This window comes from Pseudomonas gingeri, from assembly GCF_013386115.1.
GTDB classification, from domain to species: domain Bacteria; phylum Pseudomonadota; class Gammaproteobacteria; order Pseudomonadales; family Pseudomonadaceae; genus Aquipseudomonas; species Aquipseudomonas gingeri.
The window spans coordinates 335,892-361,810 of the sequence record NZ_JACAOR010000007.1 but is presented as its reverse complement, the minus strand read 5'-3'; the positions used below and the strand labels follow the sequence as shown (position 1 = coordinate 361,810).

Here is a 25,919-nt window from a genome sequence, read left to right as displayed (position 1 = left end):
GTGTGGTCTTTGCGGGCCTCTTCGCGGGCAAGCCCGCTCCCACAAGTTCCGAGTCAGGCACAAACTTTCGTTTCAACTCGAACACTGTGGGAGCGGGCTTGCCCGCGAAGAAGTCGGCCCAGCTATGCCCGATCAGGCCGACACTGTTATCCCCAGGCGCCGCTGCACGGTGGCCCAGACGCCCAGCGCCAGCGCGGAAATCAGCCCGCCGGCGACGACTATGCCACTCCAGCCAAACGGTCCGAACAACTGCGCACCCAGCAGTGAACCCAGTGCACCGCCGATGAAATAGCAGGTGATATAGCCTGCATTGAGGCGGTTGCGCGCGGTTGGCCGGACCTTGAACACCGCGTTCTGATTGCTCACGTGCACCAGTTGCACGGCGAAGTCGAGCAGCAGCACGCCGATCAACAGCGCCACCAGCGAATGCCCGGCAAAACCCAGCGGCAACCAGGACAGCAGCAACGCCAGCAGCCCGATGGTGGTGGCGAACTCGCCCTTGCCCCGATCCGCCATGCGCCCGGCGAGGTTCGCGGCCATCGCGCCGACGGCACCGGCCAGGCCGAACAGGCCGATCACCGCATCGGAGTAGTGGTACGGCGGGTTGGCCAGGAGGAATGCCAGCGGTGTCCAGAACAGCGCGAACAGGCAGAAGGTCAGCAGGCCGAGCACGGCCCGCAGGCGCAGCACCGGTTCTTCGACAAACAGGCGGAAGACCGAACCGAGCAGCGCCGGATAACTCAGCCCGGCATTCTGCCGGTGCTGCGGCAAGGCGCGAAACAGGGCGAAGGCGCAGATGAACATCAGGCCTGCCGCCAGCAGGTAGATCGCCCGCCAGTCGCCGAACGACGACAGCGCCCCGGCCGCCGTGCGCGCCAGCAGGATACCCAGCAGCAGCCCGCTCATCAGGGTTCCGACCACCCGCCCGCGTTGTTCCGGCGGTGTCAGGCTGGCGGCCATCGGCACCAGGACCTGGGCCACCACCGAGAACAGTCCGGTCAGCGCGGTGCCCAGCAGCAGCCAGGGCAAGCCGGGGGCGAAGGCGCTGATCAGCAGGCCGAGGGCGCTGAGCAGGGTCATGACCACGATCAGCCGGCGCTGCTCGAACAGGTCCCCCAGGGGCACCAACAGCAACAGCCCGGCGCCGTAGCTCAACTGGGCGGTGATGACGATGGTCCCGGCGGTGGCCATGCTCAGGCCCAGGTGCTGGGCGATGGTGTGCAGCAGCGGCTGGGCGTAGTAGTTGCTGGCCACCGCAAGGCCGGTGGCGGTGGCCATCAGCAGGATCAGGGCAGTGCTTAAAGGTCGTGTGTTGGCGTGGGCGTCGGACATTGCCTGTCTCGTTGTGGGGTATCGATGTGCGAAGTATTGGGAATGTCTTAACATGACGCCAATGCATTGTTTTCATCTCATCCATCTTGAAACGAGATACACGCGGTGAACCTGAAACAGATCGAGTACGCCCTGGCGGTGGCGGACGAGGGCAGCTTTACCCGGGCGGCGGAGCGCTGCCATATCGTCCAGTCGGCGCTCAGTCACCAGATCGCGCGCCTGGAGGAATACCTGGGCACGCCGCTGTTCGAGCGCAGCTCGCGCAAGGTCCGGTTGACCGCAGCCGGCGAGGCATTTGTGCGCAGTGCCCGGCCGGCACTGGAAGCGACACGGCGGATCGTCGCCGAAGTCGCGGCGGTTTCCGGGGAGGTGCGCGGCAGTCTGTCCATCGGCAAGATTTCCTCGTTGACCGAAGTCGACCTGGTGGAGTTGCTGGCGCGCTTCCACGGCCTTTATCCACAGGTGGATATCCACCTGAACATGAGCAAGAGCGAACTGCTGATGGCTGACGTGCGCGAGCGGCGCCTGGACCTGGCCTTTGTCGGGCTCTGGCCGGGAGAGCGGATCGAGGGCTTGGCGATGCGTTTGCTGGCCGAGGAGGAACTGGTCGCCGTGCTGCCGCCCGGTCATCCGCTGACGAAGTGGGAGCGTTTGCCGTTGGCACAGCTGGAGGATCAGACGCTGGTGGATTTCCAGGCCGGGACCGCCGGGCGTCGGCAGACCGATGAAGCCTTCGCCGCGGCGGGATTGCGCCATCGGGTGCAGTTCGAGGCGGGCAACGTGATGCTGGTGGGGGAGTTCGTGCGGCGTGGCCTGGCGCTGGGGCTGGTGCCCAGCAAGATTGCCGAAGGTTTCAGCGGGGTGGTGACGGTACCGGTGTGTGACGCGCCGTCGCGGCATCTGTATGTGGTCTGGTCCCATCGACCGACGCCGGCGGCCGCGGCGTTCCTGGTGTTGTTGGAGCAGGCGCTGGCGAAACGGGAGGCGCTGGCGTGACTTGATCGTTCCCACGCAGAGCATGGGAACGATCAATTATGAGCGCGGGCTCGCCGGACCACGGCGAAGACGTCAGACCCGCTGGCGGATCATCCGAATCAGGCGCTGAAGCCGCCATCGATGGTCAGGCTGGCCCCGGTGATGTAGCCGGCTTCCGGCCCCGCCAGGTAGGCGACAAAGCTGGCGATTTCTTCGACGCGGCCATAACGACCGCCGGCCATCAGGCTGATCAGGCTGTCGGCGAACTCGCTGTCGGCCGGGTTCATGTCGGTGTCCACCGGGCCCGGTTGCACGTTGTTGACGGTGATGCCGCGCGGACCGAGGTCACGGGCCAGGCCCTTGGTCAGCCCCACCAGCGCCGACTTGCTCATGGCGTAGGTGGCGCCACCGGCGAACGGCATGCGTTCGGCGTTGGTGCTGCCGATATTGATGATCCGCCCGCCGTCGCCCATGTGCCGGGCGGCTTCCTGGGTCGCGACAAACACGCTGCGCACGTTGATCGCCAGGGTCCGGTCGAAATCTTCCAGGCTGAAGTCTTCCAGTGGCCCCATGGCCAGTACGCCGGCGTTGTTGACCAGGATATCGACGCGGCCAAAGGCTTCTACGGTGGCGTTCACGGCGTTGCGGATCGCCACGGCGTCGGCGCTGTCGGCCTTGATGGCCAGGGCCTTGCCGCCGTCGGCGATAATGCTGTCCTGCAGTTCCTCGGCCTTGGCCGCCGAGCTCACGTAGGTGAAGGCCACGGCGGCGCCCTGGGCTGCCAGGCGCTTGACGATGGCGGCGCCGATGCCGCGGGAGCCACCCTGGATCAGGGCCACTTTGCCGTTGAGGTTGCTGTTGAAGGTGTTGTCGGTCATGTCGTTCTCCAAAGTTCAAGGCCGTGAGAGGGAAAGGGTAGTGGCCTTGTTGTTGGAAGCGAGTATCGACTGTGGATTACTGCCTGTGTAGACGGTAATTGTTATAGTCTGTGTAAACCAGAAGTTGTGAATGGCGATCATGGAAACTTTCAGCAGTATCGAATGTTTTGTCCGCAGCGCCGAAGTCGGCAGCTTTGCCGAGGCGGCGCGGCGTCTGAGCCTGACCCCCGCGGCGGTCGGCAAGAGTGTCGCCAAGCTCGAGGCGCGCCTGGGTGTGCGGCTGTTCCAGCGCAGTACCCGTAGCCTGACCCTGACCGAGGCCGGGCAGCTGTTCCTCGGCGAAGTCGGTGCCAGCCTGCACACCATCCAGAATGCCGTGGCCAACCTCGCCAGCGCCAAGGGACGGCCGGCGGGGACGCTCAAGGTCAGCATGGGCACGGTATTCGGGCGCCTGTATATCGTGCCTTTGCTGGGGGAGTTCATGCGGCGCTTCCCGGATATCCGTCCGGACTGGAATTTCGACAACCGCCAGGTGGACCTGATCGGCCAGGGCTTCGATGCCGCGATCGGCGGTGGCTTCGAACTGCCCCAAGGCGTGGTGGCACGCAAGCTGACGGTGGCCCACCGGGTCCTGGTGGCGTCCGCCGAATACCTGGCGCAACAGGCCCCGATCGTTACGCCCGACGACCTGCGCCGCTGCACCGGCATCCTCATCCGCTCGCCCCAGACCGGTCGCGTGCGCACCTGGCAACTGACCGGTCGCGATGGGGAACACCAGCCGTTGAACCTGACGGCGTGCATGACCATGAGCGACTCGGAAGCGGCCTGTGCAGTGGCCGCCCAGAGCCTGGGCATCGCCCTGGTGAGCATGCCGTTCGCCCTGGCCTGGCTGCGGGTCGGCACCTTGCAGCGGGTGCTGCCCGACTGGTATGTCGACGACGGCAACATCTCGATCTACTACGCCGAACACAAACTGCTGCCGGGCAAGACCCGCGCCTTTGTCGACTTCATCATCGAACAGTTCACCGAGCGGCAATGGGCGACCCATTTCGACGCCCGGCAGTGACCCGCGCTGCCGTTGCAGGAGCCGAGCTTGCTCGCGAACCGCCGAAGGCGGCCGTTCAACCGCCGGCTAGCGACGCTCCCGCAAAGGCAACGGCCAACCGGTAAAGGTCTTGGGCCGTGGCGTGGCATAGGTGCGCACCTTGGACGTCGACAAGCCCAGGCGCACCAGGGATTCGGCGATGGTCACCGCCGCCGTCACGCCATCCACCACCGGCACGCCGGTACGTTGGCGAATCTGTTCATCGAGGCCGGCCATGCCGCCGCAACCCAGGCAGATCACTTCTGCCTTGTCGTCCTGCACCGCCCGTTCGGCCTGGCGCACGATGGCGTCCACGGCCCGTTGCGGATCCTGCTCCAGTTCCAGCACCGCGAGGCCGCTGGCCCGCACCGAGGCGCACCGCTGATAGAGCCCGGCCAGCTTCAGCCGGTCCTCGATCAGCGGTACGGTGCGGTCCAGGGTGGTGACCACCGAATAGGCATGGCCGAGAAACATCGCGGTGCTGGCACCGGCTTCGGTGATGTCCACCACGGGTACATCGAGCAGTTCCTGCAAGCCCTCGCGCCCGTGTTCGCCATAACCGGCCTGAATCACCGCGTCATAGGGCTGGTCGTAGGACAGCACCCGGTCCATCACGGCAATGGCCGCCAGGTAGCTTTCGAAATTGCCTTCCACCGAGTCGGCGCCGAAGTAGGGGGTCAGGCCGACGATCTCGGTGCCTGGCGCGGCGACGGCCTGGGCCTGGCGGGCGATGGCTTCGGTGATCGAGGCGGTGGTGTTGACGTTGACAATCAGAATCCGCATGCAGCAATCCTTTTTTCTTCGGCAGTGGGCACGGCCCGCAGCGGGCCGGCCGTGTTTTTTCAGTAACTCAGTCTCAATGACAGAGGTTCAATGACTGAGGTTGTCGACCGCGATGGCTTCGCCGCTGACATCGGCGTAATGCGCCTGGCGTTTGGCGATGATCAGGTAGAGCAGGCCGGCGATTCCGGCACCGAACATCCAGGAAAACGGCGAGACGGCGGCGAACCCTGGCACCAGGGCCAGGACAATGGCGATCAGCGCCGCCGGAATGAACGCGGCCACCGCCCGCAGGTTGACCCCGTGGCTGTAGTAATAAGTGCCGCTGGGATCTTCGCTGTAGAGTTCCGGCACATTGACCCGGCCTTTGCGCAGCAGCCAGTAGTCGACCATGATCACGCCGTACAGCGGCCCCAGCAGGGCTCCCAGTCCGGACAGGAAGTAGACGATCACCAGCGGGCTGTTATAGAGGTTCCACGGCAGGATCAGCACGGCAATCGCGGCGCTGATCAGCCCGGCCCGGCGGAAGGTCAGCAGTCGCGGAGCGAGGTTGCTGAGGACAAAGGCCGGGGCGACGAAGTTGGCCATGATGTTCACCGCCACAGTGACGATCAGGAAGGCCAGGCAGCCGAGCACGAGGAAGAAGGTGTTGGGGATCGAGGCGATGATTTCGGTCGGGCTCTGGATCACATGGCCGTTGATCTGGAACTGCGCGCCGCAGAGCAGCACGGTGATGCTGGCAAACACCAGGATGTTCACCGGCAGCCCCCAGAAGTTGCCGATCAGGATGGCCCGGCGGCTTGGCGACGACCGTGCGAAGTCACAGAAGTTAAGGATCAGCGTGCCGTAGATCGACAGCCACAAGGCGCCGCCGGCAAAGATATTGCGCCACATCTCGGCACCGCTCAGCGGCTCGCGGATCGACCAGGCGATGGTGGCGCCGGCCTGGGTGTACATCCACCCGGCCAGGGCGGCGACGGTGCACAGGATCACCGGCCCGGCGAAGCCCTCGTAGCGGCGGACCATCTCCATGCCATAGGCGAGGATCAGCAACTGCACGAACCAGATGATCACGAAGCAGGCCCAGCCGAGGGTCGACAGGCCGAGAATCGAGTTGTGGTCATAGTCGGCGAAACCGGGGTGGATGGCCGTCAGCAGCACCCGGAAAACCACCGAGGCGAGATAGGTCTGGATGCCGAACCAGGCAATGGCGATCACCGCCCGGATCAAGGCGGGAAGTTGTGCGCCATGGATGCCGAAGCTGATACGGCTGATCACCGGAAAGGGCACGCCGGTCTTCTGTCCCATATAGCCGGAGAGGTTCATGAAGAAGTACACCAGTGCCGCGCCGATCCCCAGGGACAAGAGGATCTGCCAGCCGCCCAGGCCCAGCGCGTAGAGGCCGATGGCAAAGGAATAGTTGGCGATATTGTGTACATCGTTGGTCCACAGGGCGAAGAGGCTGTAGCCGCCCCAGCGCCGGCCCGCGACCCGCGTCGGCGCCAGGTCCGGGTTGTGCAGGCGCGGGCTGAGGACCACGGCTCCCGCTGGAGTATCCGGGCCGGGCGAGTGGGGCGATGAGGCGGGCAGATCCAGTGCGGCATGGGGGGAGAGACTGGTAGACATTCCGGCTAGCTCCTGGCCCCGGACGCCGACCTCGCTGGCGAACAGGCGGGACAACGCTCGGTGATCCGTATGTATGTAGGTTTTAGTTGAATTGTATACAAACTGCTTGTCGAGCTAAGCCAGTTCTATGCCAGTTTCCGATCTATAAAATTCGTCGATAATTTCGTTTTCTTATCGATTAAAACTAGCCGCATGAAATTAAAGAGATATAACTTGACCGTTTGAACAGCTATCAATTCGACGGGCTGCGACTGTAGAAAACCTGCCTCGACAAGGCCGGGCGCCGGGCTGTCACTTTTTGGTGCGGGGATGGTAAGTGTGCACATTGATGTGACACTTATGGTTACAGTGATGTGTACATTATTTCCGATGCTTTTCCGCAGGATTTGACAGTTCCCCGATGGTCGCCCGATAGTGCCTGCGGCTGCCCAGGCCCTGCCTTTCTCTCGTTCTTCCAATAAAACCAATCGGAATCGGAGTTTCGGATGTCTGCACCTCGCGATACGGCTACTCAACACATTGCCTACGATGATCTGGTTGCGCTTCTGCAGCAGGTCTTCCAGGGTCATGGCACTTCTGCACAAGTGGCGCGGGTCCTGGCCGAGAACTGCGCCAGTGCCGAGCGCGATGGCGCCCACAGCCACGGTATCTTCCGCATACCGGGGTATGTTTCGACGCTGGCCAGCGGCTGGGTCGATGGCCAGGCGGTCCCGGTGGTCGAGGATGTGGCTTCGGGATTCGTGCGCGTCGATGCGGCCAATGGCTTTGCCCAGCCGGCATTGGCCGCGGCCCGCGAGTTGCTGGTGGAGAAGGCTCGCAGTGCCGGGATCGCGGTCCTGGCGATCCGCAATTCCCACCATTTCGCGGCGCTCTGGCCGGATGTCGAGCCGTTCGCCTATGACGGGCTGGTGGCTTTGAGCGTGGTCAACTCGATGACGTGCGTGGTCCCCCATGGCGCCGAGCGACCGCTGTTCGGCACCAACCCGATTGCTTTCGCCGCGCCCCGCGCCGGCAGCGATCCGATCGTCTTCGACCTGGCGACCAGTGCCATGGCCCATGGCGATGTGCAGATCGCGGCGCGCAAGGGCGAGCAGTTGCCGGACGGCATCGGCGTCGACCGTGACGGCCAGCCGACCCGCGATCCCAAGGCCATCCTCGATGGTGGCGCGCTGCTGCCGTTCGGCGGACACAAGGGCTCGGCGTTGTCGATGATGGTCGAGTTGCTGGCGGCCGCCCTCACCGGGGGCAATTTCTCCTTCGAGTTCGACTGGTCGCAACACCCTGGTGCCAAGACGCCATGGACCGGGCAGTTGATCATTGTCATCGACCCGGCCAAGTCGGCGGGGCAGGATTTCGCCGAGCGCGCCCGGACCCTGGTCGGCCAGATGCAGGGTGTCGGCCTGCAACGCCTGCCGGGCGACCGGCGGCACCGCCAGCGCGGCGAATCGTTGCGCGAGGGGATCGCCCTGGCGCAGAGCGACCTGCAACAACTGCGCGCGCTGGCCGCACAACCGGCCCAGTTTCCACACGGCGCCTAGTGCAAGGGATGAAACTCGGGCGGCCGCCCCAGGTGAGCGAGCAACAGGGCCAGGGAGTCGGCGTTGCTCAGCATCACGTCGACCCGCTTGTCCGCATCGGAAAAGAACACCCGGCGGGCTTCGTCCAGATCCCGCGTGCCGGTCAGTTGCAGCACCCGCTGTAACGGCGCTCCGACCAGGTCGTACCAGCGCAGGTCGTAGTCGTCGAGTTCCCTGAACAGTTGTGCGGCGGGTGTGCTGCTCGACAGGGCGTGTTTCTGAATCTGTTCCAGCGCGCTGTAGCGCTGTTTTCCCTCGGCCGTGACGGTCTCCAGCAGATCGAGGAAGGGACGGTTGGCATCCACGTAGACCAGGTCGAGCGTGTCGAAGGCCAGGTGGCTGATTTCATGCAGCAGGACGGTCGCCATGCTGTGCCCCAGCAGGTCGAAGGTCCTGGGGCGCAGGGGCAGGTAGGCATCGAAGCCGGGATCGAAGAAGCGCTCGGTCAGGTAGATTTTCCGGATGGGCTCGTTGAGCAGGGTGAAGGCCTGGACGCTGTGTTCGGGATGGATGGCCGTGCCGACCACATAACGCGACGAGGTTTCGGGGTTGAGCGAGGGATCGAGCAGTTCTCCCAGCAGCCGGTGCGCCAGGACCCTGATCTTGCCCAGGGTGAAGGCGCTCACCGAGGGCATGTCGAAGAACTGTTCGACAAAGAGCCGGCGTCGGCGGTCGAGGCGGGCGCTGGAAAAGAGCTTGTCCAGGTTCAGGAGGGCTTCGGTCACATAGGCCAGCGCCTGTTCATGGCCGCGCTGAATCAGCCGGGCGCGGTTGGGAAAGAGCCTGCGGATACAGGGAATGCCGATGGCCTGGACACGGATTTCCTGGCTGATGGTGCGGCGATTGAGGCAAGAGTCGAGCAGTTTCATGGCCGCGATCCTTCGATGCAGTGGCCTTCCAAATCGAACGACCAGCGTTTGTCCGCGCCCTGTTTCAGCCAGGGGCCCAGGGCCTGGTCCTTGACGATGCGCCAGCGCCGAAGATCCCCCTGTACCTCGAAGACCCTGCCGCCGACCGCGACGAATACGCGCTGGCTCGTCGCGTCGCGGTAGAGCCCCGTGGCCGGGTCGAGGGTCATGTCCTGCAAGGCCACTTCGCGGGCTTCGTGGTCGAGGATCGCGGACTTTTGCCCGGGCGTCAGTTGGCTGTCTGCCCAGGGCGGCGTGGGGAAGGGCGATTCGACGACCGCCGCGCCGTTCGTGGGTGTCAGGCTTGCCACTTCCAGCCCGCGCGCCCCTTTGCGCGCCACGGCCAGTTGGGCCAGGCTGACGACGAATTCTTCGATCGCCTCGCTCCAGCGACCTTGCCAGCCCTTGTCTGCGGCATCCTTGAGGCGTGTCAGCGTCTGCCAGATCAGCAGCGGCAGGCGCAAGCGCCCCAGCAATTGGCTCTGCCCCTGGTAAAGACCACCTTTGAGCCAGGACAGGACGTTGCTCCAGACCGTGCCCTGATCCTGTACGTTCTGCTGGCCGAGCATGTCCTTGAGCAGCGCGCTCGTATCCTGGTAGAGCCGGTGGAAGAGATTGCCCCGCACGGGGTTGTCACTGATCTGCATGATGGCCCGCTGTGCCGCGAACACGTGCTGCGCGTAATGGTCGCGCTTGTCGTGGGCCAGCCTGTCGAGGACTCGTTGTTGCAGCTCGCCCGAGGTCTTGAGGTCGTCGATAAAGGTGGCCTTGTCGGCATACTCCTTGAACACCGGCAATGTGCCCTGGGGGCTGAACAGGATGTGCGGGCCGGGCTCGTCGGGGGGCGGGCCGATCATGTAGAAACCCGCGACGGGCTCGGGAATCGCATGGGTGGTGCTGATCAGTTCCAGCGGACGAAGGTCGATCCTGCGCCCGTTCAGAGGCTCCCTGGCGAGGCCGTCCGGCATCGCCAGCAGGTGTTTGATGAAGCCATGGGCGACGGCGGACAGGCTGTTGTCGATCACCTGGGTAAAGGCGTGCATCAGCCCCTGCCAGTAGCAGTGCCGGGCAAAGGCCGGGCGACGCCGGGTCAGCGCCTCCCGACCCCCGCTGAGGAAGGCGTCGAGCAGATTGGCGAAGTGACTGCCAATGGCCGTTTCCTTTACCAGGGGCCTCAGGTGGTTGACGGTCAGGCCTGGCGGGAAGGGGCCGTCCAGCGAACGAACGATGAGCAGGCTCTGGTCGATATCGTCGAAGTGGCGCAAGGCGAAGTCGGTCAGCGACTCGGAGGTGGTGACATCCTGCCGTTTCAGGGAGATCCTGATCTTGTCGGGGTCGAGGCGGGTTGCCGGAAAGTCCCGCGAGAGCAGGCTGATGATCCGGGTCCTGGCGTTGTCGCGGATATCGGGGATGTCCTGGTGGTAGTCCCCGGTCGTGGCGGCCTGCTGGCGGTAGCGGTCGAGCAGGCTGGCCAGGGCGAACTGGCGGTGCTCCGTGGTGCCGGCCAGCCAGGGCGGCAGGGCCAGGTGCAGCGCGGTACTTTCCGCGGCCTGCAGGGCTTTCTCGAGAGGGGCGATGGTCAGGTGGGCATCGAGACAGGCCTGCAGGTGCCGATGCAGGTTTTCCCCCGAGTACGGGGCGGTCAGCGCATGAGTCAGGTCCGCCAGCACCTTGTCGATCAGCGAGTGTTGTCGATCGCCGCGCAAGGCGTCCTCGATCAGCGCGAAGCCCAGGGCCGGGTAAGCGCGGCGATGGGGGTTGCGGTTTGGCGCGACGGCCAGTTTCGGCGGCCGCTCGCCCCTGGCGATGTTCTCCAGCAGGGACAGGCGCTCCACGGGATCATGCAGGCGCCGCTGCAGTTCGACCTCGGCATCATGGACCGAATGAAAGGCTTCCGCGCCCTGGGCCGGTGTCCATAGCAGCGCGGCCCCGGAGTGCTCGGTGCTGAGGCCGCCGCGCTCGGTCAGCAGGAAGCAGTTGTGCAACGGGATCGGCACGGCGCTGGCATCGGCCCTGAGGGTCAGCGCAAAGGCATCCGGAATGAAGCCGCGCAAGCCGCCGCGGGAGCTGCGTTGCTGGCTGTCGAGGAGATGGTCGAGCAGTTCCAGGTCGCTTCTGCCCAAGTCGCCGCGCAGTTCCTTGAATTGCGCCTCGCGACGCAGTCCGCAGGTCACGGCTTCCCTCAGGGGTTCGGAGAGTTCGCCATACACGGCGCGTTGCTGGCGCAGGTAACGCGCGGAAAAATCCACCAGTGTCCTGTCGATGATGGTGTTGAGCGACGTGATATCCAGGTTGGCGATACGCGACCAGTTGCCCTCGGCGTCCGTGCTGAACAGTCCCGAGTTCGTCGCCGGGGGGAGCGCCCCGGCCTGTCGGGTCAGGCGTTCTAGGAAATGCTCGACGAGGTTCTGCGAACGTTCGGGCTGCAGCTCCGTATCCCCCAACACGGGGAGCGAGGACGCATAGTGATTGATGTACAGGGTGTCGGGTGACGGCGTGACCCGGTGGGCAAGCAGCAGTTCCCGGGACAGCTCGCTGGTCGCGAAGGCGCGCAGTGTCGGCCGTTTCTTCAGGCCTTCGGTGAGGGTGGACTTGAGCTCGCCCAGGGTTTTCAACTGGTACCTGACGGTCTCCAGGGTAGGCGTCAGGGCGTGTGGCGAGAGCGCTGCCTGGGCATTTTCGCTGGGGACCAGGTCCAGTCGATGGCTCCAGCGCCCCTGGGAGGCGAGGGTCGTCAGGCGCGGGTCGAGCAACGCGCGGATGTCCAGCGCACTCTCGAAGGCCGTCGCCAGTGCCAGGGCACCGTCGCTGGCGCGATAGCGGGCGAGGATATATTCCAGGTTGTCCAGTTGCTTGGCGATGATGGTCTGGAACAGCGCCTCGAAGGCTGACGAGACCGTGGCTGTCAGGTTGATACGGGCGATGGTCGAGCCCTGCAGGTCGGCGGCCTCGCGCAAGGCCAGGCCATCATGCAGACCGGCGTTCCGGCCCGGGTCCTGGATCTGTACCTTGACCCAGGCACGCAGTGACGCTTCGTTCTCGAAGGGCTGCAGGCGACCCGCGCCATAGAGGAAAAAGCCGGGAGGGGATTCCCGGTCGTTGCGCACGACAAAGGTGTTGCCCAGCACCGACGAGCGCTGGTCGGTCTCGATGCCCAGGGTGTAGTGGGTGATCAGGTTGAGCCTCGCGGCATCCCGTGGGTAGAGCCCGCTCAACCAGTAGAAGTTTTCCGGGGCGAGGGTGTTCCAGTCCTGTTCCTGCTGAAGCAGTTCGGCCCGGAAACGGGTGCCCAGGGCATCGATGAACAGTTCCCGGCGTGGCACTCCGTCGTCGCAGGTCTCTTCCCAGAAGGCTTTCACCGGGTCTTTCAGGTGACTGTCGAGGTGATTGGCAATGTTCGCCAGCGCATTTTCCCAGTCCAGGGTATCCGCTGCCGAGGCGGAGTAGCCGGGGGCCACGAACTCCCGGGTCTGGTCTTCGGGCCAACTGCCGCGGCGGTAATGTTCCAGCAGGGCTTCACTCAGCGAGCGGGTCGACAGGGGCCGCGACGGCAGTGGCGCAGCCTGGTTGTCCGCGGGCGGCGCGACATGGCTGATCACCCGCAGGGCGCTCAGGCTGACCTGGCCGAAGCGCTTGCCCAGCCTGTTTTCGAGCAGTTGGTTGAGCAGGGTTTTCAGAGTGGGCAACTTGAGCAATTCGTTGTTCAGGACCGTCCGGGTGTAGTCGAGGTAGTTTTCGATGGATTGCCGCCGTTCGCTCAGGACCACCCCGCGAATAGGTTCGGCCACCAGGGAAGGTGAAGCTGCATGACGGATCGCTGTCCTGATGCCGAGGGGAACGAAGCGCAGCAGTTCGTCGCGTTGTCCGCTCACCTTCAAGCGTTCGAGCAGCTTGCTGGAAGCCAGTTGGCGGGTGGCGAAGCGCTCCAGGCCGAACGCCGGGGTGCAGAGGAATACCGAGTGGCCGGATGGGCCGCTGACCAGGAAGGTGCCGGCCAGGTCGGCGGGAGGAGAACCCTGCGCGACGAGGAACAGTTTATCGACGGACATGGGGATATCGAGTGCCTGGCGGGCGTCGTGGCTGGGCAGGAAGAGGTCTCTGAGCCAGTCGCGCTCGCTGGTCTGGATGTGCAGGGAGGTTTCCAGTTCGCTGGAGGTGTCACGCAGCTCCAGGGCCTGGGACAGGTAATAGACAGGGGGATTGCCGGACATGTGCGGTGCCTTCGTTCGCGTTGACGACGGGCGATGCCCGCAGGGGCCGGGCATCGCTCTTGAAGGGTATCGACGCTACAGGCGGCGAGTCGGCGGACGGCGTTAGATACTGCTGGCTTGCGTGGAGCCCTGCTCCTGGCGGGGTGTCCCGCTGAAGATCGGGTAGAACTCCGTGGGACGCCCCAGGTAGCTGATGAACAACGCCACGGAGTCCGCGTTGGCGAGGATGACATCGATGCGCCTGGCGTCGTCTTCCTGGAATTTTCGCCGGGCGTGGTGCAGGTCGGGGCTGCGGGTCAGTGCCAGGACCCGCTTGTACGGTTCATCCTCGATATCGTGCCAGGTGCCGGTGATCTCGTCTTCGACCCTGAACAGCTGTTGGCTGGGAGTCCGCGAAGAGAGGGCCGTTTCCTGCAGCTCCCGCAATGTGTCCTGTCGTTCACGCCCGTCGATGGTGGTGGTGTCGATCAGGTCGTAGAAGGGGCGGAAGGCATCGAGGTAGGCGATGTCCACGGTATTGAAGACGATATGGCTGAACTCGTGGAGCAGGATGGTGGCCATGTTGTGCAGGACGCTGTTGAAGGTCCTCGGCCGGATGGGCTCATAGACCTCCAGGCCGGGTTCGAAGAACAGCTCGTTCAGGTAGATCTTGCGGGTGTGGTCGCAGGTCACCACGAAGGCCGCGCACATCCGCTCCGGTGTCCGTGCGGCGCCGAGGACATAGAGCTCCGAGAGGTCGGGAGAGCGGGCAGGGGACAGCAGCTCCATGAGCAGCTTGTCGAGCATCCTGCCGATTCTCTGGTTCAGACCCCGACTGATACTCTTGAGGCCAAAGAACGCCTGGAGATAAAGCTGGCGCTGGCTGTCGAGCCGCGTGCTGGTGGCCAGTGATTGCAGGCGTTGCCTGGCGTTTCTCAGGTAGGTGACGGTCAAGGCATGGGCCTGCCTGATCTGCCGGGCCTTGTCCGGGTAAAGAAGCCTGATCGCTTTCATGCCCGTGGCCAGTACCTTGATTTCACGGCCCACGGTCTGCCGGGTATTGATACGGTCCACCAGGCGACCGCCATCCCCGCCACCGAGCAAGCGCCCCTTGAGGTCCAGTTCCCACTGGCCCTGCTGGTCCTTTCTGAGCCAGGGGCCGGGTTCCTGATCGCTGACGATGCGCCAGCGCCGGTCCTCGTTCCGTACCTGGAACACCCGTCCGCCGACGGCGGCGTACTGGCGCCGGGTGCCCGGGTCGGTATGGATGCCTGGGACGGTGTCATGCTCCAGGTCGTTCAGGGCGATATCCCGGGCTTCATAGCCGAGCACACGGTCCTGCTGTTCCCGGGTCAACGGTATGTCTCCCCAACCCGGCCATCGTGGGAAGGGGGACTCGACCGGGGCGGCTGCCGGGACGGGTTCCTGCGCGGGCTTCGGCAATTCGACCAAGGCGCTGGCTGTCGGCGCCTCGCGGGCCAGGGCCAGTTGCGCCAGGGCAAGGGTGAACTCTTCCAGGGCCACTGTCCAGTGACCTTGCCAGGCCTTGTCCGCGGCCTCCTTGAACCGTGGCAGGGTTTGCCAGATCAACCAGGGCATGCGCAAGCGGCCGAGCATGAAGCGGGTGTCCTGGTGCAGCTGATTGCCGAGCAGGTGGACTACCGTGCTCCAGGCCGACTGATGGCCTCGGGAGTCTTGCAGTCCCAGTTGATCTTTCAGCAGCGCGGTCATGTCGTGGTACAGCCGGTGGAGGAAGTTGCCCTTGAAGGCGTTCCAGACGGCACTGACGGTCTGGCGACTGAAGACCTGTTCGCCGTAGAACTGGCGCACGCCGCTGGCAAGCCTGCCGAGCACCAGCTGGCGCAGCGGTCCGGGACGGCCGAGCTCGCTCATGAGCTGCGTTTCGTTGCCATATTCGCGAAAGGCCGGTTGTTCGCCATACGGGCTGAAGAGCACCAGGGGGCCGCGGTTATCGGAACGTCCGATCAGGTACAGGCCCAGGGCCCGGTCCGCGCTCGTCCAGGCCTGGCGCAGCAGCGCCAGCGGATACACGACGATGTCGTTGCCGGCAAGCGGGAGACGGGCAACGCCGTCGGGCATGCCCAGCAGGTGCCGGATAAAACCGTGGGCCTCGGCGGACAGTGAGTGTTGCAGGTACTGGCGCAGGGCGTGTTCGAGGCCCTGCCAGACCAGGTGCAGGCTGAACAGCTCGCGGCGCTCGGGTACGCCCTTCTCGCCGTGGGACAGGTGGGAGTCCAGCAGTGCCGCGTAATGGGTGCCGATTCCCGCCTCCCTGACCAGCGCATTGAGGTGCGCGACCGTCAGGCCGGCCGGCAGTGGGTTGACCGAGGTCAGCGTCGCCGTCGCCCCTTCGATCTCGTCGAAATGACGCAGGGTGTAGTCCGTCAGCGTGTGGCTGCCCGGCGCGTCCAGGTCGGGCAGCGACAGGTACAGGTCATCCGGGTCCAGGCGCGCTGCGGGGTAGTCGCGGCTCAGCAGGCTGGCGATCTTGGTTCGGGCAAAGTGGCGGATATCGGGGATGTCGTGATGGTGGTCGAGGGGGGCGTCGACCTGTTGCCGGTGTCGATCCAGCAGCTCGGCCAGGGCCAGTTGCTGGCTGGCGGGAGCACTCGCCAGCCAGGCGGGCAGCGCGCTGTGCAGGCGGGTATGGCGTGTCGCGTCGAGGGCTTTTTCCAGGTACGCCAGTGAGGCGTGTCGGAGCAGGCAGGACTGAAAGTGGCCTTGCAGGATGGCGGCCGGCAGTGGCGAGGAGGCCGCTTCGGCGAGGTCGCCCAGGGCCTTGTCGGCCACGGAGTCGGTAAGGTCGGTCAGGAAGTCGTTGCGGATGCGTTCGAAGCCGATGCTCATGCCATTGTGCTGATTGTTCGCCCAGAGCGGTGCGGGGGGCGGGGCGGCGATCAGGTTTTCCAGCAGCGATAGGCTTTGGACCGGGGTGTGCAGGCGCCGGTTGAGTTCGACTTCGGCCCTGGGCAACGAGGCGAATGCTTCGAGCCCGCCGGCCGGGGTCCAGAGCAGCGCGCGCCCGGAGTTGACCGGGTCCAGCCCGCCCCGCTCGGTGATCAGGAAACAGTTGAACAGCTTGCGTGGCAGCGACGGCCCGGCGGTTTTCAGGGTGAGTTCGAAGGCATCCGGGATAAATCCCCGCAGGCCCTTGCGCCGCGGACTGTCCGGGCTGTCGAGGAGTACTTCGAGCAGTTCCCGGGCGCTGTCGTCCAGCGTGCCGGCCAGGACTCGCTGGCGAGCTTCGTAGCGCAGTGCGCTGCTCAGGGCTTCACGCAACAACGGGGTGTTCTGGGAATAGAACGTGCGCTGGCGGCGCAACAAGCGCGGCAGGAAGTCCTGCAGGGCGGCGTCGACGAGAGGGTTGGCGGTGGGAATATCGAGGTTGTCGATCCTTGACCAGCGCCCGTCGGGATCGCGGCTGAACAGACCCGTATCGACGCGGTCGGCCAGGGGCGGGGCGAGGCCGACCGAGCGTTCCAGCAGATGTTCGGCCAGGCTGATCGACGTACTCAGGGCAAGCCCCTGTTGTTCGGCGGAGGCGCTTGGGTACTGGTTGATGTAGAGCGTGGCCGGTACCAGGTTGCCCCGGCGGGTGTCGATCAGTGCCTCGTGCAAGGCGTTTTGCGCGAAAGTCAGGAGGTCGGGACGTTTGGCCAGTTCGCCGCCGAGGCGTTTTTTCAGGGTCTCGAGGGTGTGCCCGTGTGCCTGGGCGGTGTCCTGTGTCGTGGCCTGGGCATCGGTGGGTTTGGCGGGTGGCGGCTCGGGCTTGTCCGATGACCGGTCCAGGCGGGTGCTCCAGCGCTCGCGGGTATCGAGCGACTGCAGTTTCCGGCTGATCATCGTGCGGATGTCCAGGGCCGCATCCAGGGCTGCGCCGAGAGCCAGTTGTCCGTTACTCCTGTGGTAGCGGGCCAGTACGTAGTCGATGTTGTCCCGTTGCTTGGCGATAATGGCGTCCAGCCGGTTTTCGAACACCGGCTGATCGACGGCGGCTTGTTGCGTGGCCAGCGCGGGAAATTGCCGCAGGTCGTCGAGCTCGCTCAGGGACAGGGTTTCCGTCAGTTCGTCGGTGCCGCCGGTATCGTGCAACTCCCGCAGAAGGCTGCTGTCCAGGGCGTCCTGGTCGTTGAGCCGCGTGAGCCTGCCGTAGGCATAGACAAACAACGCGCCGGGATTGACGGATTCGTCGCTCACCACGAAGGCATTGGCGAGCGCGGCCTGGGAGGGCTTGCTGGTGTTGTAGCCCAGGCTCCTGATGCGGGTGTGGCGCAGCCGCGCTGGCGTGTAGGGGTAGAGGGCAGCCAGCCAGTGGTGGGTCCTGGGGCTGATGTTTTCCCATTGCAGTTGCTTGAGCAGTTCGGTGCGCCAACAGGTGCCCATGACGTCGCTGAACAACCGGCGACGGGAGTGACCGTTGTCCAGCACGGTGTTCCAGTAGCTTTCCAGTTCGCTGTGCAGGCGCAGTTTCAGGCTGCCGGAGATGTCCGTGATGGCGCGTTCCCACTGCGCGGTGTCGGCGGGTACGGCGTTGTACCCGGGTGCGCTGAATTCGCGGGTCTGGTCGGCGGGCCAGGCTTGCGCGAGGTAATGCGCCAGCAGCGCGTCGGCCAGGGAGTGTACGCCGACGGGGCGCCTTTGCGGGGCGTTACCCTGGTCTGGCGTGTCGCTGTGGTAACAGGTCACGTTGACGCTCGCCAGGTTGACCCCGGCAAACCGTCGGCCCAGTTCGTCGTTGAGCATCTTGTTGAGCAGCGCCGCCAGGGTCGGCAGCTTGAGCAGTTGCTCGTTCAAGGTCTGGAGATTCTGCCGTTGCTGCTGGTCGACGGAGCGACGCCGGTCGAAGAATACCGCGCCTTCGATGGGCTCGGCCTTGACCCGGACGTTGCCGTCGAAGCGGATCCGGCTCCTGGTCTCCAGTGCCACGAAGCGCAGCAGTTCGTCGCGCTGCGTCTCGCTGTTCAAACGGCTGAGCAGGCTCTGGGTGGCCTCGCTGCGCGTATCGAAATGTTCCAGGCCCAAGCCCGGGCTGTAGAGGTACGAGCAATCGTCCGTTCCCGGGTTCATCAGGAACACCCCCGCCAGGTCCACGGGCACGATGCCGGTGGCCTCGACCGTGAATTTTTCCACGGTCATCGGATCGTCGAGGGCCTGGCGGGCTTGCTGGTTGGGCAGGAAGACGTTGCGCAACCAGTCGCGGTCGGTGCTGGAAATGTTCAGCGCCCGCTCCCGGTCATTGGGCGTGTCGCGCAGTTCCAGGGCTTCGGCGAACTCATAGGGAAAGGAATCGGTAGTCATGGCTTTTGCCTTCGTTCGTACTGACGAACCGCTGGGCGCTGGCAGGCCAGGCTTCGCGGGAAATGGCAAAAACGCTACCGGGTGGCGGGGGCGCGGGGTGGTAGATAGTTCTGTGGCAGGCGTGTCCCTTGTCGCGCTGACAAGGGACCGGGGGAACGCTGTGCGATCAGTCGCGCCGGCCCAGCAGCAGGCCGACCACCAGGCCGAAGCCGGCGGAAATCGCCACGGTCTGCCACGGATGGCCGCCGATGTAGGTTTCGGTCGCTTCGACCACGGGCTTGGTGTTTTCGCGCACATGGGTGACCGAGTCCAGGGCCTGCTTGAGCTTCTGGCTGATCTGCGCGCGCAGGCTTTCGCCTTCCTCGCCCACCAGTGCGGCGCTGTCCTTCAAGAGTTTTTCCGATTCCTGGATCAGCGCTTGCAACTCGCTGAAGGCCTGGTCCTTGATCTGGTCTTCGGCAGCTTGTACGGCGGATTTACGGGCCATGGCGATATTCCTTTCAAGTGAATGATGCTCTGAATAATGGGAGTCGGGGGGACCTGGGAAAGTTGCAAAATTTTCCGTCCGGGCACATCGGCCAGCCAAAATCCTCGATCGGATGTGTGTAGCGACAGTGTAAGATACGGCTCTATTTGTACCGCAGGATTTTCCAATGAGCTTCAATCTGGCTAACAAGTCCCTGGCCGAGCGTGCCGCCATCGAGGATGAGAAGTCCCGTCTGTTCGACCTCTGGCAGAGCAACCTGGGCAAGGCCAAGGGCGAGGCGGCACGCCTGTTCGGCGAGCGCGCCAAGCGCAAGGGCAAGTGGGCGGAATGGGTACGTGCGGAACTCGACACCCTGTCGCCACCGGAATACACCAGCATGGTGCGCAGCGAGGTCAACCGCCTGATGGCGGCAGCCAAGTAGGGCGTCGGTGTCAGCTGACGGCGGTCACGGTGTAGCGCTGGCGCACGGCGCCGACGCTGATCTGCACCTCGTCACCGTCGAACTTGCCCAGCAGGGCCTGGCCCAGCGGTGAGCGCGGGCTGATCACGGTGATCGCCCGACCCTCCCATTCGATCTTCAGGCCGGCGGCATCCGGGGCCAGGAACAGTTGCTGCTCGTTGCCGTTCTCGGCTTCGAGGGTCAGCAGGGCGCCCAGCTGGATGCCCGCCTGATCGTCGTAGGGACGCAGCGGCAGTTCCCGGCACTGCTTGAGGGCCTGACGGATTTCCTCGACACGCCGGGCCTGCCCGGTGGCCAGGTACGAGGCTTCCAGGCCCAGGGTGTCGTACTTGTTCTCTGCGATGTTCTCTTCGTCGGTCGCGGCTTCGTAGGCGGTTTGTGCCGCCCGTTGCAGGACATCGAGATCGACCGCCAGGGTGTCGATGATGCGCTGGTGCACCGCGTGCTTGTCCATGTCGTGCAACCGGTTCAATTGCAGAACTGCAGCACGTTGGCCCGGCTCTTGTCGCTGGGCGCGGTCTGGTCCTGCTGCAACCAGAACTGGCATTTCGGATTGGACAGGTTGCGATAGCTGTTGCGGGCCTGGTCCAGGCGTTGCTGCTCTTCGTTCTTGCGCAGATTCTCCTTGTACTGCTCGAACATCTGCGTCGAATCGCCGGGAGCTTGTGGCGCGGTCGGCGCGGCGGGCTGGCTGATCTGCCGGACGGCCTCGGCGACGGGGGCCAGCGGCTGGGCAATGAACAGCCGGGCGAGCAGCCAGGCGGTGAGGGCCAGCGCGACGAAACCGAGCCAGATGCCCAGCGCGATGCTGGCGGTCAACTGCAGTGGATTGAGGGTGACATACAAGCGGCGACGCGGTGGTGGGCGATAAGGCATGGCGGCCTCCTGGCGGGCGGTTCTTCGCAGGATGCGATTGTCGCATGAAGATTAATCGACGTCGGCTCTTCTGCGCAGGAGGATTTATGCGGACAATCGACGCCTTTGCCAAACGGAGCCCGTGCATGCCGGCCAACTGGGATATTTTCTGCACCGTCGTCGACAACTATGGCGATATCGGCGTGACCTGGCGCCTGGCCCGGCAACTGGTGGCCGAGCATGGCCTGGCCGTGCGCCTGTGGGTCGACGATCTGCGGGCCTTCGAGCGCTTGTGCCCGGAACTCGACATCGAACAGGAACAGCAGGTCCGCGAGGGCGTCGAGGTGCGCCGCTGGTCGGGCGACTGGCAGCCGGTGGTGGCGGCGGATGTGGTGATCGGTGCCTTTGCCTGCCAGTTGCCCCACGACTATATGGACGCGATGGCCCGGCGCGAGACCACGCCGCTGTGGCTCAACCTGGATTACCTGAGCGCCGAGGACTGGATTGTCGGCTGCCATGGCCTGCCCTCGGTCAAGTACAAGCAGGTACAGAAGTTCTTCTTTTTCCCGGGGTTTGAGGCGGGCACCGGCGGCCTGCTCCGTGAGGCGGGATTGCTGGAGCAGCGTCGGGCCTTTCAGGCGGATCCTGCGGCACGCCGGGATTTCCTGCGTGGCCTGGGCGTCGATCCGACGGATGGCGAGCGGTTGATCTCGTTGTTCGCCTACGAGAACGAGGGCGTTGCCAGTTGGCTCGAAGCCCTGGCGACCGACAGCCGCCCGACCCGGCTATTGGTGCCCGAAGGCCGGGTACTGGCGGATGTCCAGCGCTGGCTGGGCAGCGGTGAGCTGCGGGCCGGGGCCATCGAGACACGTCGGGCCCTGACGGTGCAGGTGCTGCCGTTCGTCCCCCAGCCAGCCTATGACCGCCTGCTCTGGAGCTGCGATTTCAACGCCGTACGCGGCGAAGACTCGTTCATTCGCGCGCAATGGGCCGGCCGGCCGTTGCTCTGGCATATCTACCGACAGGAGGACGATATCCACCTGGACAAGCTGGAAGCGTTTCTCGCGCTGTATACCCGGGGCCTGTCCGAGCCGGCCCTGGCCGCTTTCAGTGGCTGGTGGCGGGCCTGGAACAGTGGAAACGGGGTGGGTGAAAGCTGGTCGGAGGTGCTGCGCAACGAGCGGGAACTGGCCGAACACGCCGAACGCTGGTGTCTGGAACAGGCTTCGCGGCCCGATCTTGCCACGGCGCTGGTGAAGCTTTACCTAAATTGGATATGATACGCGGCCTAGATTTATGTACATCCCATCCAAATTCGGATATTCGCAATGAAAACTGGTAAAGAACTGAAACCCGGTACCGTGATCCGTATCGACAACGATCCTTGGCTGGTTCAGAAAGCTGAATTCACCAAGTCCGGTCGTAACAGCGCGATCATGAAGACCAAGCTGAAGAACCTGCTGACCGGCTACAAGACCGAAACCGTCTACAGCGCCGATGACAAGCTGGACGATGTGATCCTCGACCGTAAGGAAGCGACCCTGTCCTTCATCAGCGGCGATTCCTACACGTTCATGGACACCACCGACTACACCATGTACGAGCTGAACGCCGAAGACATCGAGGCCGTTCTGCCATTCGTGGAAGAAGGCATGACCGACGTCTGTGAAGCCGTCTTCTTCGAAGACCGCCTGGTTTCCGTGGAACTGCCGACCACTATCGTGCGTCAGGTCGACTACACCGAAGGTTCCGCTCGCGGTGACACTTCCGGCAAGGTGATGAAGCCTGCCAAGCTGAAGAACGGTACCGAGCTGTCGGTAGCTGACTTCATCGAAATCGGTGACATGATCGAGATCGATACCCGTGAAGGCGGTTCCTACAAAGGCCGTGCCAAATAAGCACTGCTTTTCGCCACACGAACAAAAAAGCCCGGGCATGCCCCGGGCTTTTTTGTGTCTGTTTGTTTCTGTGGCCTGCCGCGACCCCCTTGTGGGAGCCGGCTTGCTGGCGATGCGGTGTGGTAATCGACATCGTCGTCGCCTGATTCACCGCCATCGCCAGCAAGCCGGCTCCTACAGAGGGGGGCAGCGTTCACCGTGCCACCCGTAGCCGCTTATTTCAGGTGTTCCTTCAGTTCCTGCGAAGCCTGCAGGAGAGCCGAACGAACCTCCGGCACCTGGCTGACCACGTTGAGCAGGCCGAAGTCATGGATCATGCCGTTGTAGCGCACGCTGGTCACCGGTACGCCGGCTTCATCCAGCTTGCGGCCGTAGGCCTCGCCTTCATCCCGCAGGACGTCGGCCCCGGCGGTCTGGATCAGCGCCGGTGGCAGGCCCTTGAGCTGTGCCGTGGTGGCCCGCAGCGGTGAGGCGTAGATCTCGCCGCGCTGCTTGGCATCGGTGGTGTAGTTGTCCCAGAACCACTTCATCATGTTCTTGCTGAGGAAGTGACCCTCGGCGTACTGGTTGTAGGACGCCGTCTCGAAACTGGCATCGGTCACCGGCCACAGCAGCAGCTGGAACTTCAGTGCCGGGGTGCCCTTGTCCTTGGCCATCAGGCTGACCACGGCCGCCATGTTGCCGCCGACGCTGTTGCCGGCCACGGCCAGGCGCTTGCCGTCGACATTGATTTCCTTGCCGTGCTCGGCCACCCAGCGGGTTGCGGCGTAGGCCTGGTTGATCGCGGTCGGGTAATGGGCCTCGGGTGACGGCGTGTAGTTGACGAACACCGCCGCCGCCCCTGAACCCACCACCAGGTCACGGACCAGCCGCTCGTGGGTGGGGAAATCCCCCAGGACCCAGCCGCCACCGTGGAAGAACATGAACACCGGCAACGTGCCCTTGACCCCGGCCGGGCGGACGATGGTCAACTCCAGCGGCTTGCCGTCGACCTGGATGGTCTTCTGGCTCACGTCGGTCTTGGGCAATGTCAGCTTGACCCCTGACTGCGCACCAGACAGCACGGCGCGGGCTTCTGCTGGCGTCATCTGTTCCATCGGCTTGCCCGTGCCGGCATTCAAGGCGTCGAGAAATGCCTGGGTGTTGTGTTCGATACCGGTGTTTTCGGCGGCGAACGCCGTGTGGACGGACAACGCGAGCAGGGTACCGGTCAGGACTTTGCTGAAAGTGTTCATGTACGGATCCTCAGGTGGCAGATGGGTTAGACAGTGACGTGCAGGCGGACGTCGACGTTGCCACGGGTGGCGTTGGAGTACGGGCAGACCTGGTGGGCGGCGTCGACCAGGCTTTGTGCATCGGCCTGTTCCAGACCCGGCAGGCTGATGTGCAGGTCGATATCCAGGCCGAAACCACCAGGGATCTGGCCGATGCCGACGTGGGCGGTGATCGAGGCGTCAGCCGGGATCTGGCGCTTGGTCTGGCTGGCAACGAATTTCAGCGCGCCGATAAAGCAGGCCGAGTAGCCGGCGGCGAACAGTTGCTCAGGGTTGGTGGCTGCACCACCGGCACCGCCGAGCTCTTTGGGAGTGGCGAGCTTGACGTCCAGGATGTTGTCGCTGGAGATCGCGCGGCCATCACGGCCACCGGTGGAAGTTGCAACTGCGGTATAGAGAGTTTGCATGGCGAGCCTCGTCGTTTCGGAAATTTGTTTTGCGCTAAATATTTGCGCGCTAAGTGAATGCGAGATAAATGTATCGTGCTAATGTTTTGCGCGCAAGATAAATTTTCAAAAAAGTTTCGAACGGGCTTTTCTGGCTGGATCGTCCAGGGAGGTTAGCGGTAAGCCGAAGGGAAGGTTGCGCGCAGGATCGCCCCTGGGGCCAGGAGCGATCTGTTGTCTTTGTAGGAGCGGTCGGGCAATGCGGATTTGCCTGCGATCAAGGCGCAGGGCCGGGGAAGATCGTTGTCAGAGGCTGTCTTGCAGGTGCCCGCGCAGCGTCAGCAGTTCGGCCTGCAGGGCACGCAGGCGCTCCATGGAACCACCACCGGCGGCCAGGATGCATTGCGGAATACCCCGGGCCTTGTCACGCAGGGCACGCCCGGCGTCGGTCAGTTCGACGATCACCACCCGCTCGTCGGCCTTGCTGCGGGTCCGGCTCAGCAGCCCCTCGCTTTCGAGGCGCTTGAGCAGGGGGGTCAGGGAGCCGGGATCGGTCATCAGCTTGTGGCTGATCTCACCGACGGTCAGGCCGTCCTGTTCCCACAGCACGATCATCGCCAGGTATTGCGGGTAGGTCAGGTTCAGGGCCTGGAGCAGGGGCTTGTAGACCTTGGTCATCAACAACGAGGTGGAGTGCAGGGCAAAGCACACCTGGTTGTCCAGAAGCAGGTCGTCACAGTGGTCGGTGGTGCTGTTCATCGCTAGAGCCTTGTACGTTACGTCTGTTGAATCTAGCGGGCGAATCTTTAATGCGCCAGGGAATTTTCTCTGCCTAGTGGCGCCCCAGGCCGCTTTGCAGTGCCAGGTCCCAGGGGGGCACGGGGCTGAAGCGACTCTTGAGGAACTCCAGCAACAGGCGGCTGCGGGAGTTGGCCGGTTGTTCCAGGCGCAGCGCGTAGACCCCGGCGGTCTCGGGGGCCGGCAGGCCATTTTCACAGAACAGCGGCAACAACTCCCCGCGCAGCAGGTACTCGCTGATCAGCCAGGTCGGCAGGTGGGCGATGCCCAGGCCGCTGAGGGCGCCGGACAGCAGGGCTTCGGCGTTGTTCGAGGTCATGCGGATTCGCGACGGACGGTGCAGTTGTACCTGTCCGTCCTGGTGGAAGCGCCAGGCCATCGGCGGGGCCAGGGCGTCCCAGTCGAGGCCGTCGTGTCCGCCCAGCTCATCCGGACGCAGCGGCGTGCCGCGGCTTTTCAGGTAGGCCGGACTGGCGCAGGCGATCCGCACGATGCTTGCCAGGGGCGTTGCCACCAGCCGGGTATCGGCCATTTGCCCGGCGCGCAGGACCAGGTCGACCTTGCCCAGGTTGGAGCCCTGCATATCGACGAAGCTGTCGATCAGGTGCAGTTGCACGTCGAGTCCGCGGTAGTCGAGCAGGAAGTCGGCGATGGCCGGGGCCAGATGGCGACGACCGAAGGCCGCGGGGGCGTCGATACGGATCAAGCCTTCCGGCGCATTGCTCAGGGACACCGCCTCGGCCCGGGCCAGGCGCAGTTCGGCGACGATCCGTCGGGCCCGCTCGGCAAAGGCCAGCCCGGCGGGCGTGGCCCGTACCGCGTGGGTGCTGCGAATGAACAGGCGGCTGCCGATCGAGCTTTCCAGGCTGTCGATCCGCCGGGCCACGGCCGATGGGGTCAGCGGATGGCGCCGGGAGGCGGCGGAAAAGCTGCCGGTTTCCAGGACATCGAGAAACAAGCCGAGTTGATCCGTAAGGCTGGTGGGATTCATGGTGTTTGCTTGTGCGAGATCGGCATAGCCATTGTGCGTTGTTGTGCGTTTCCGCGCTAGAGCGGACTGCGTAGCATGGAGGGCATTGAGCGGGGAGACAG

General features: G+C 64.4%; 20 protein-coding genes. 6 read left to right on the top strand and 14 right to left on the bottom strand.

The window, feature by feature from the left end; translation table 11 throughout:
* Positions 1-132: 132 nt before the first annotated feature.
* On the bottom strand, positions 133-1,332 hold the full coding sequence (locus HX881_RS13970) for an MFS transporter (protein WP_017125847.1): 1,200 nt from the start codon (positions 1,330-1,332) through the stop codon (positions 133-135).
* A 105-nt stretch (positions 1,333-1,437) separates the two neighbouring features.
* Between HX881_RS13970 and HX881_RS13965 the strand changes: the two genes are divergently transcribed.
* The gene (locus HX881_RS13965) at positions 1,438-2,328 is read left to right on the top strand and encodes a LysR substrate-binding domain-containing protein (protein ID WP_177085037.1); all 891 of its coding nucleotides are present in this window, start codon (positions 1,438-1,440) and stop codon (positions 2,326-2,328) included.
* A 98-nt stretch (positions 2,329-2,426) separates the two neighbouring features.
* Here HX881_RS13965 and HX881_RS13960 read toward each other — a convergent pair whose 3' ends face one another.
* Positions 2,427-3,185 (bottom strand): 3-oxoacyl-ACP reductase family protein, encoded by a 759-nt coding sequence (locus HX881_RS13960; RefSeq protein ID WP_017125849.1) that lies wholly within the window; start codon positions 3,183-3,185, stop codon positions 2,427-2,429.
* Between the two features lie 139 nt (positions 3,186-3,324).
* On the opposite strand from HX881_RS13960, the gene HX881_RS13955 reads away from it, so the two are divergent.
* Positions 3,325-4,251 carry a LysR family transcriptional regulator gene (locus HX881_RS13955; RefSeq protein WP_042935265.1) on the top strand — a complete coding sequence of 309 codons (927 nt, stop codon included), beginning with the start codon at positions 3,325-3,327 and terminating at the stop codon, positions 4,249-4,251.
* A gap of 66 nt (positions 4,252-4,317) precedes the next feature.
* On the opposite strand, the gene HX881_RS13950 is transcribed toward HX881_RS13955, so the two are convergent.
* Together HX881_RS13950 and HX881_RS13945 are read right to left on the bottom strand one after the other, a co-directional pair.
* Positions 4,318-5,052: an aspartate/glutamate racemase family protein gene (locus HX881_RS13950; RefSeq protein ID WP_177085035.1), complete on the bottom strand. Its 735-nt coding sequence runs from the start codon at positions 5,050-5,052 to the stop codon at positions 4,318-4,320.
* 87 nt (positions 5,053-5,139) lie between these two features.
* Positions 5,140-6,675 (bottom strand): NCS1 family nucleobase:cation symporter-1, encoded by a 1,536-nt coding sequence (locus tag HX881_RS13945; protein WP_177085033.1) that lies wholly within the window; start codon positions 6,673-6,675, stop codon positions 5,140-5,142.
* A 485-nt stretch (positions 6,676-7,160) separates the two neighbouring features.
* On the opposite strand from HX881_RS13945, the gene HX881_RS13940 reads away from it, so the two are divergent.
* A complete protein-coding gene (locus HX881_RS13940; protein WP_177085031.1) occupies positions 7,161-8,213 on the top strand; it encodes an Ldh family oxidoreductase in 1,053 nt (350 codons plus the stop codon).
* Here HX881_RS13940 and HX881_RS13935 read toward each other — a convergent pair.
* From HX881_RS13935 to HX881_RS13920, 4 genes are all read right to left on the bottom strand, one after another.
* Positions 8,210-9,121, bottom strand: a complete 912-nt coding sequence (locus HX881_RS13935; protein ID WP_042935250.1) for a hypothetical protein — start codon at positions 9,119-9,121, stop codon at positions 8,210-8,212. The two genes, HX881_RS13940 and HX881_RS13935, sit on opposite strands and share 4 nt — an antisense overlap.
* Positions 9,118-13,371, bottom strand: a complete 4,254-nt coding sequence (locus HX881_RS13930) for a dermonecrotic toxin domain-containing protein (RefSeq protein WP_177085029.1) — start codon at positions 13,369-13,371, stop codon at positions 9,118-9,120. The genes HX881_RS13935 and HX881_RS13930 overlap by 4 nt, the downstream gene beginning before the upstream one ends.
* Positions 13,372-13,473: 102 nt before the next feature.
* A complete protein-coding gene (locus HX881_RS13925) occupies positions 13,474-18,669 on the bottom strand; it encodes a dermonecrotic toxin domain-containing protein (protein WP_177085027.1) in 5,196 nt (1,731 codons plus the stop codon).
* Positions 18,670-18,835: 166 nt separating this feature from the next.
* Positions 18,836-19,156, bottom strand: coding sequence for an ElaB/YgaM/YqjD family protein (locus tag HX881_RS13920; RefSeq protein WP_017125855.1), 321 nt, complete (start codon positions 19,154-19,156; stop codon positions 18,836-18,838).
* Between the two features lie 166 nt (positions 19,157-19,322).
* Here HX881_RS13920 and HX881_RS13915 point away from each other — a divergent pair, with 166 nt between their 5' ends.
* Positions 19,323-19,577, top strand: coding sequence for a hypothetical protein (locus HX881_RS13915; protein WP_017125856.1), 255 nt, complete (start codon positions 19,323-19,325; stop codon positions 19,575-19,577).
* A 10-nt stretch (positions 19,578-19,587) separates the two neighbouring features.
* On the opposite strand, the gene HX881_RS13910 is transcribed toward HX881_RS13915, so the two are convergent.
* Positions 19,588-20,070 (bottom strand): GreA/GreB family elongation factor, encoded by a 483-nt coding sequence (locus tag HX881_RS13910; RefSeq protein WP_177085025.1) that lies wholly within the window; start codon positions 20,068-20,070, stop codon positions 19,588-19,590.
* Positions 20,071-20,084: 14 nt separating this feature from the next.
* On the bottom strand, positions 20,085-20,492 hold the full coding sequence (locus HX881_RS13905) for a hypothetical protein (RefSeq protein WP_177085024.1): 408 nt from the start codon (positions 20,490-20,492) through the stop codon (positions 20,085-20,087).
* 125 nt (positions 20,493-20,617) lie between these two features.
* Between HX881_RS13905 and earP the strand changes: the two genes are divergently transcribed.
* Positions 20,618-21,751 (top strand): elongation factor P maturation arginine rhamnosyltransferase EarP, encoded by a 1,134-nt coding sequence (earP, locus tag HX881_RS13900; protein ID WP_177085022.1) that lies wholly within the window; start codon positions 20,618-20,620, stop codon positions 21,749-21,751.
* A gap of 48 nt (positions 21,752-21,799) precedes the next feature.
* Complete coding sequence (locus tag HX881_RS13895) at positions 21,800-22,369, top strand: elongation factor P (RefSeq protein ID WP_017125860.1); 570 nt, start codon at positions 21,800-21,802, stop codon at positions 22,367-22,369.
* A 215-nt stretch (positions 22,370-22,584) separates the two neighbouring features.
* Here the strand turns inward: HX881_RS13895 and HX881_RS13890 are convergent, their stop codons facing one another.
* From HX881_RS13890 to HX881_RS13875, 4 genes are all read right to left on the bottom strand, one after another.
* Entirely contained in the window at positions 22,585-23,604 is a 1,020-nt protein-coding gene (locus HX881_RS13890) for an alpha/beta hydrolase (protein WP_017125861.1), read from the bottom strand.
* 26 nt (positions 23,605-23,630) lie between these two features.
* Positions 23,631-24,050, bottom strand: coding sequence for an organic hydroperoxide resistance protein (locus HX881_RS13885; protein ID WP_017125862.1), 420 nt, complete (start codon positions 24,048-24,050; stop codon positions 23,631-23,633).
* A 285-nt stretch (positions 24,051-24,335) separates the two neighbouring features.
* Positions 24,336-24,788 carry a MarR family winged helix-turn-helix transcriptional regulator gene (locus HX881_RS13880; RefSeq protein ID WP_017125863.1) on the bottom strand — a complete coding sequence of 151 codons (453 nt, stop codon included), beginning with the start codon at positions 24,786-24,788 and terminating at the stop codon, positions 24,336-24,338.
* A 73-nt stretch (positions 24,789-24,861) separates the two neighbouring features.
* Complete coding sequence (locus HX881_RS13875) at positions 24,862-25,818, bottom strand: LysR family transcriptional regulator (protein ID WP_177085020.1); 957 nt, start codon at positions 25,816-25,818, stop codon at positions 24,862-24,864.
* Positions 25,819-25,919: the final 101 nt, after the last annotated feature.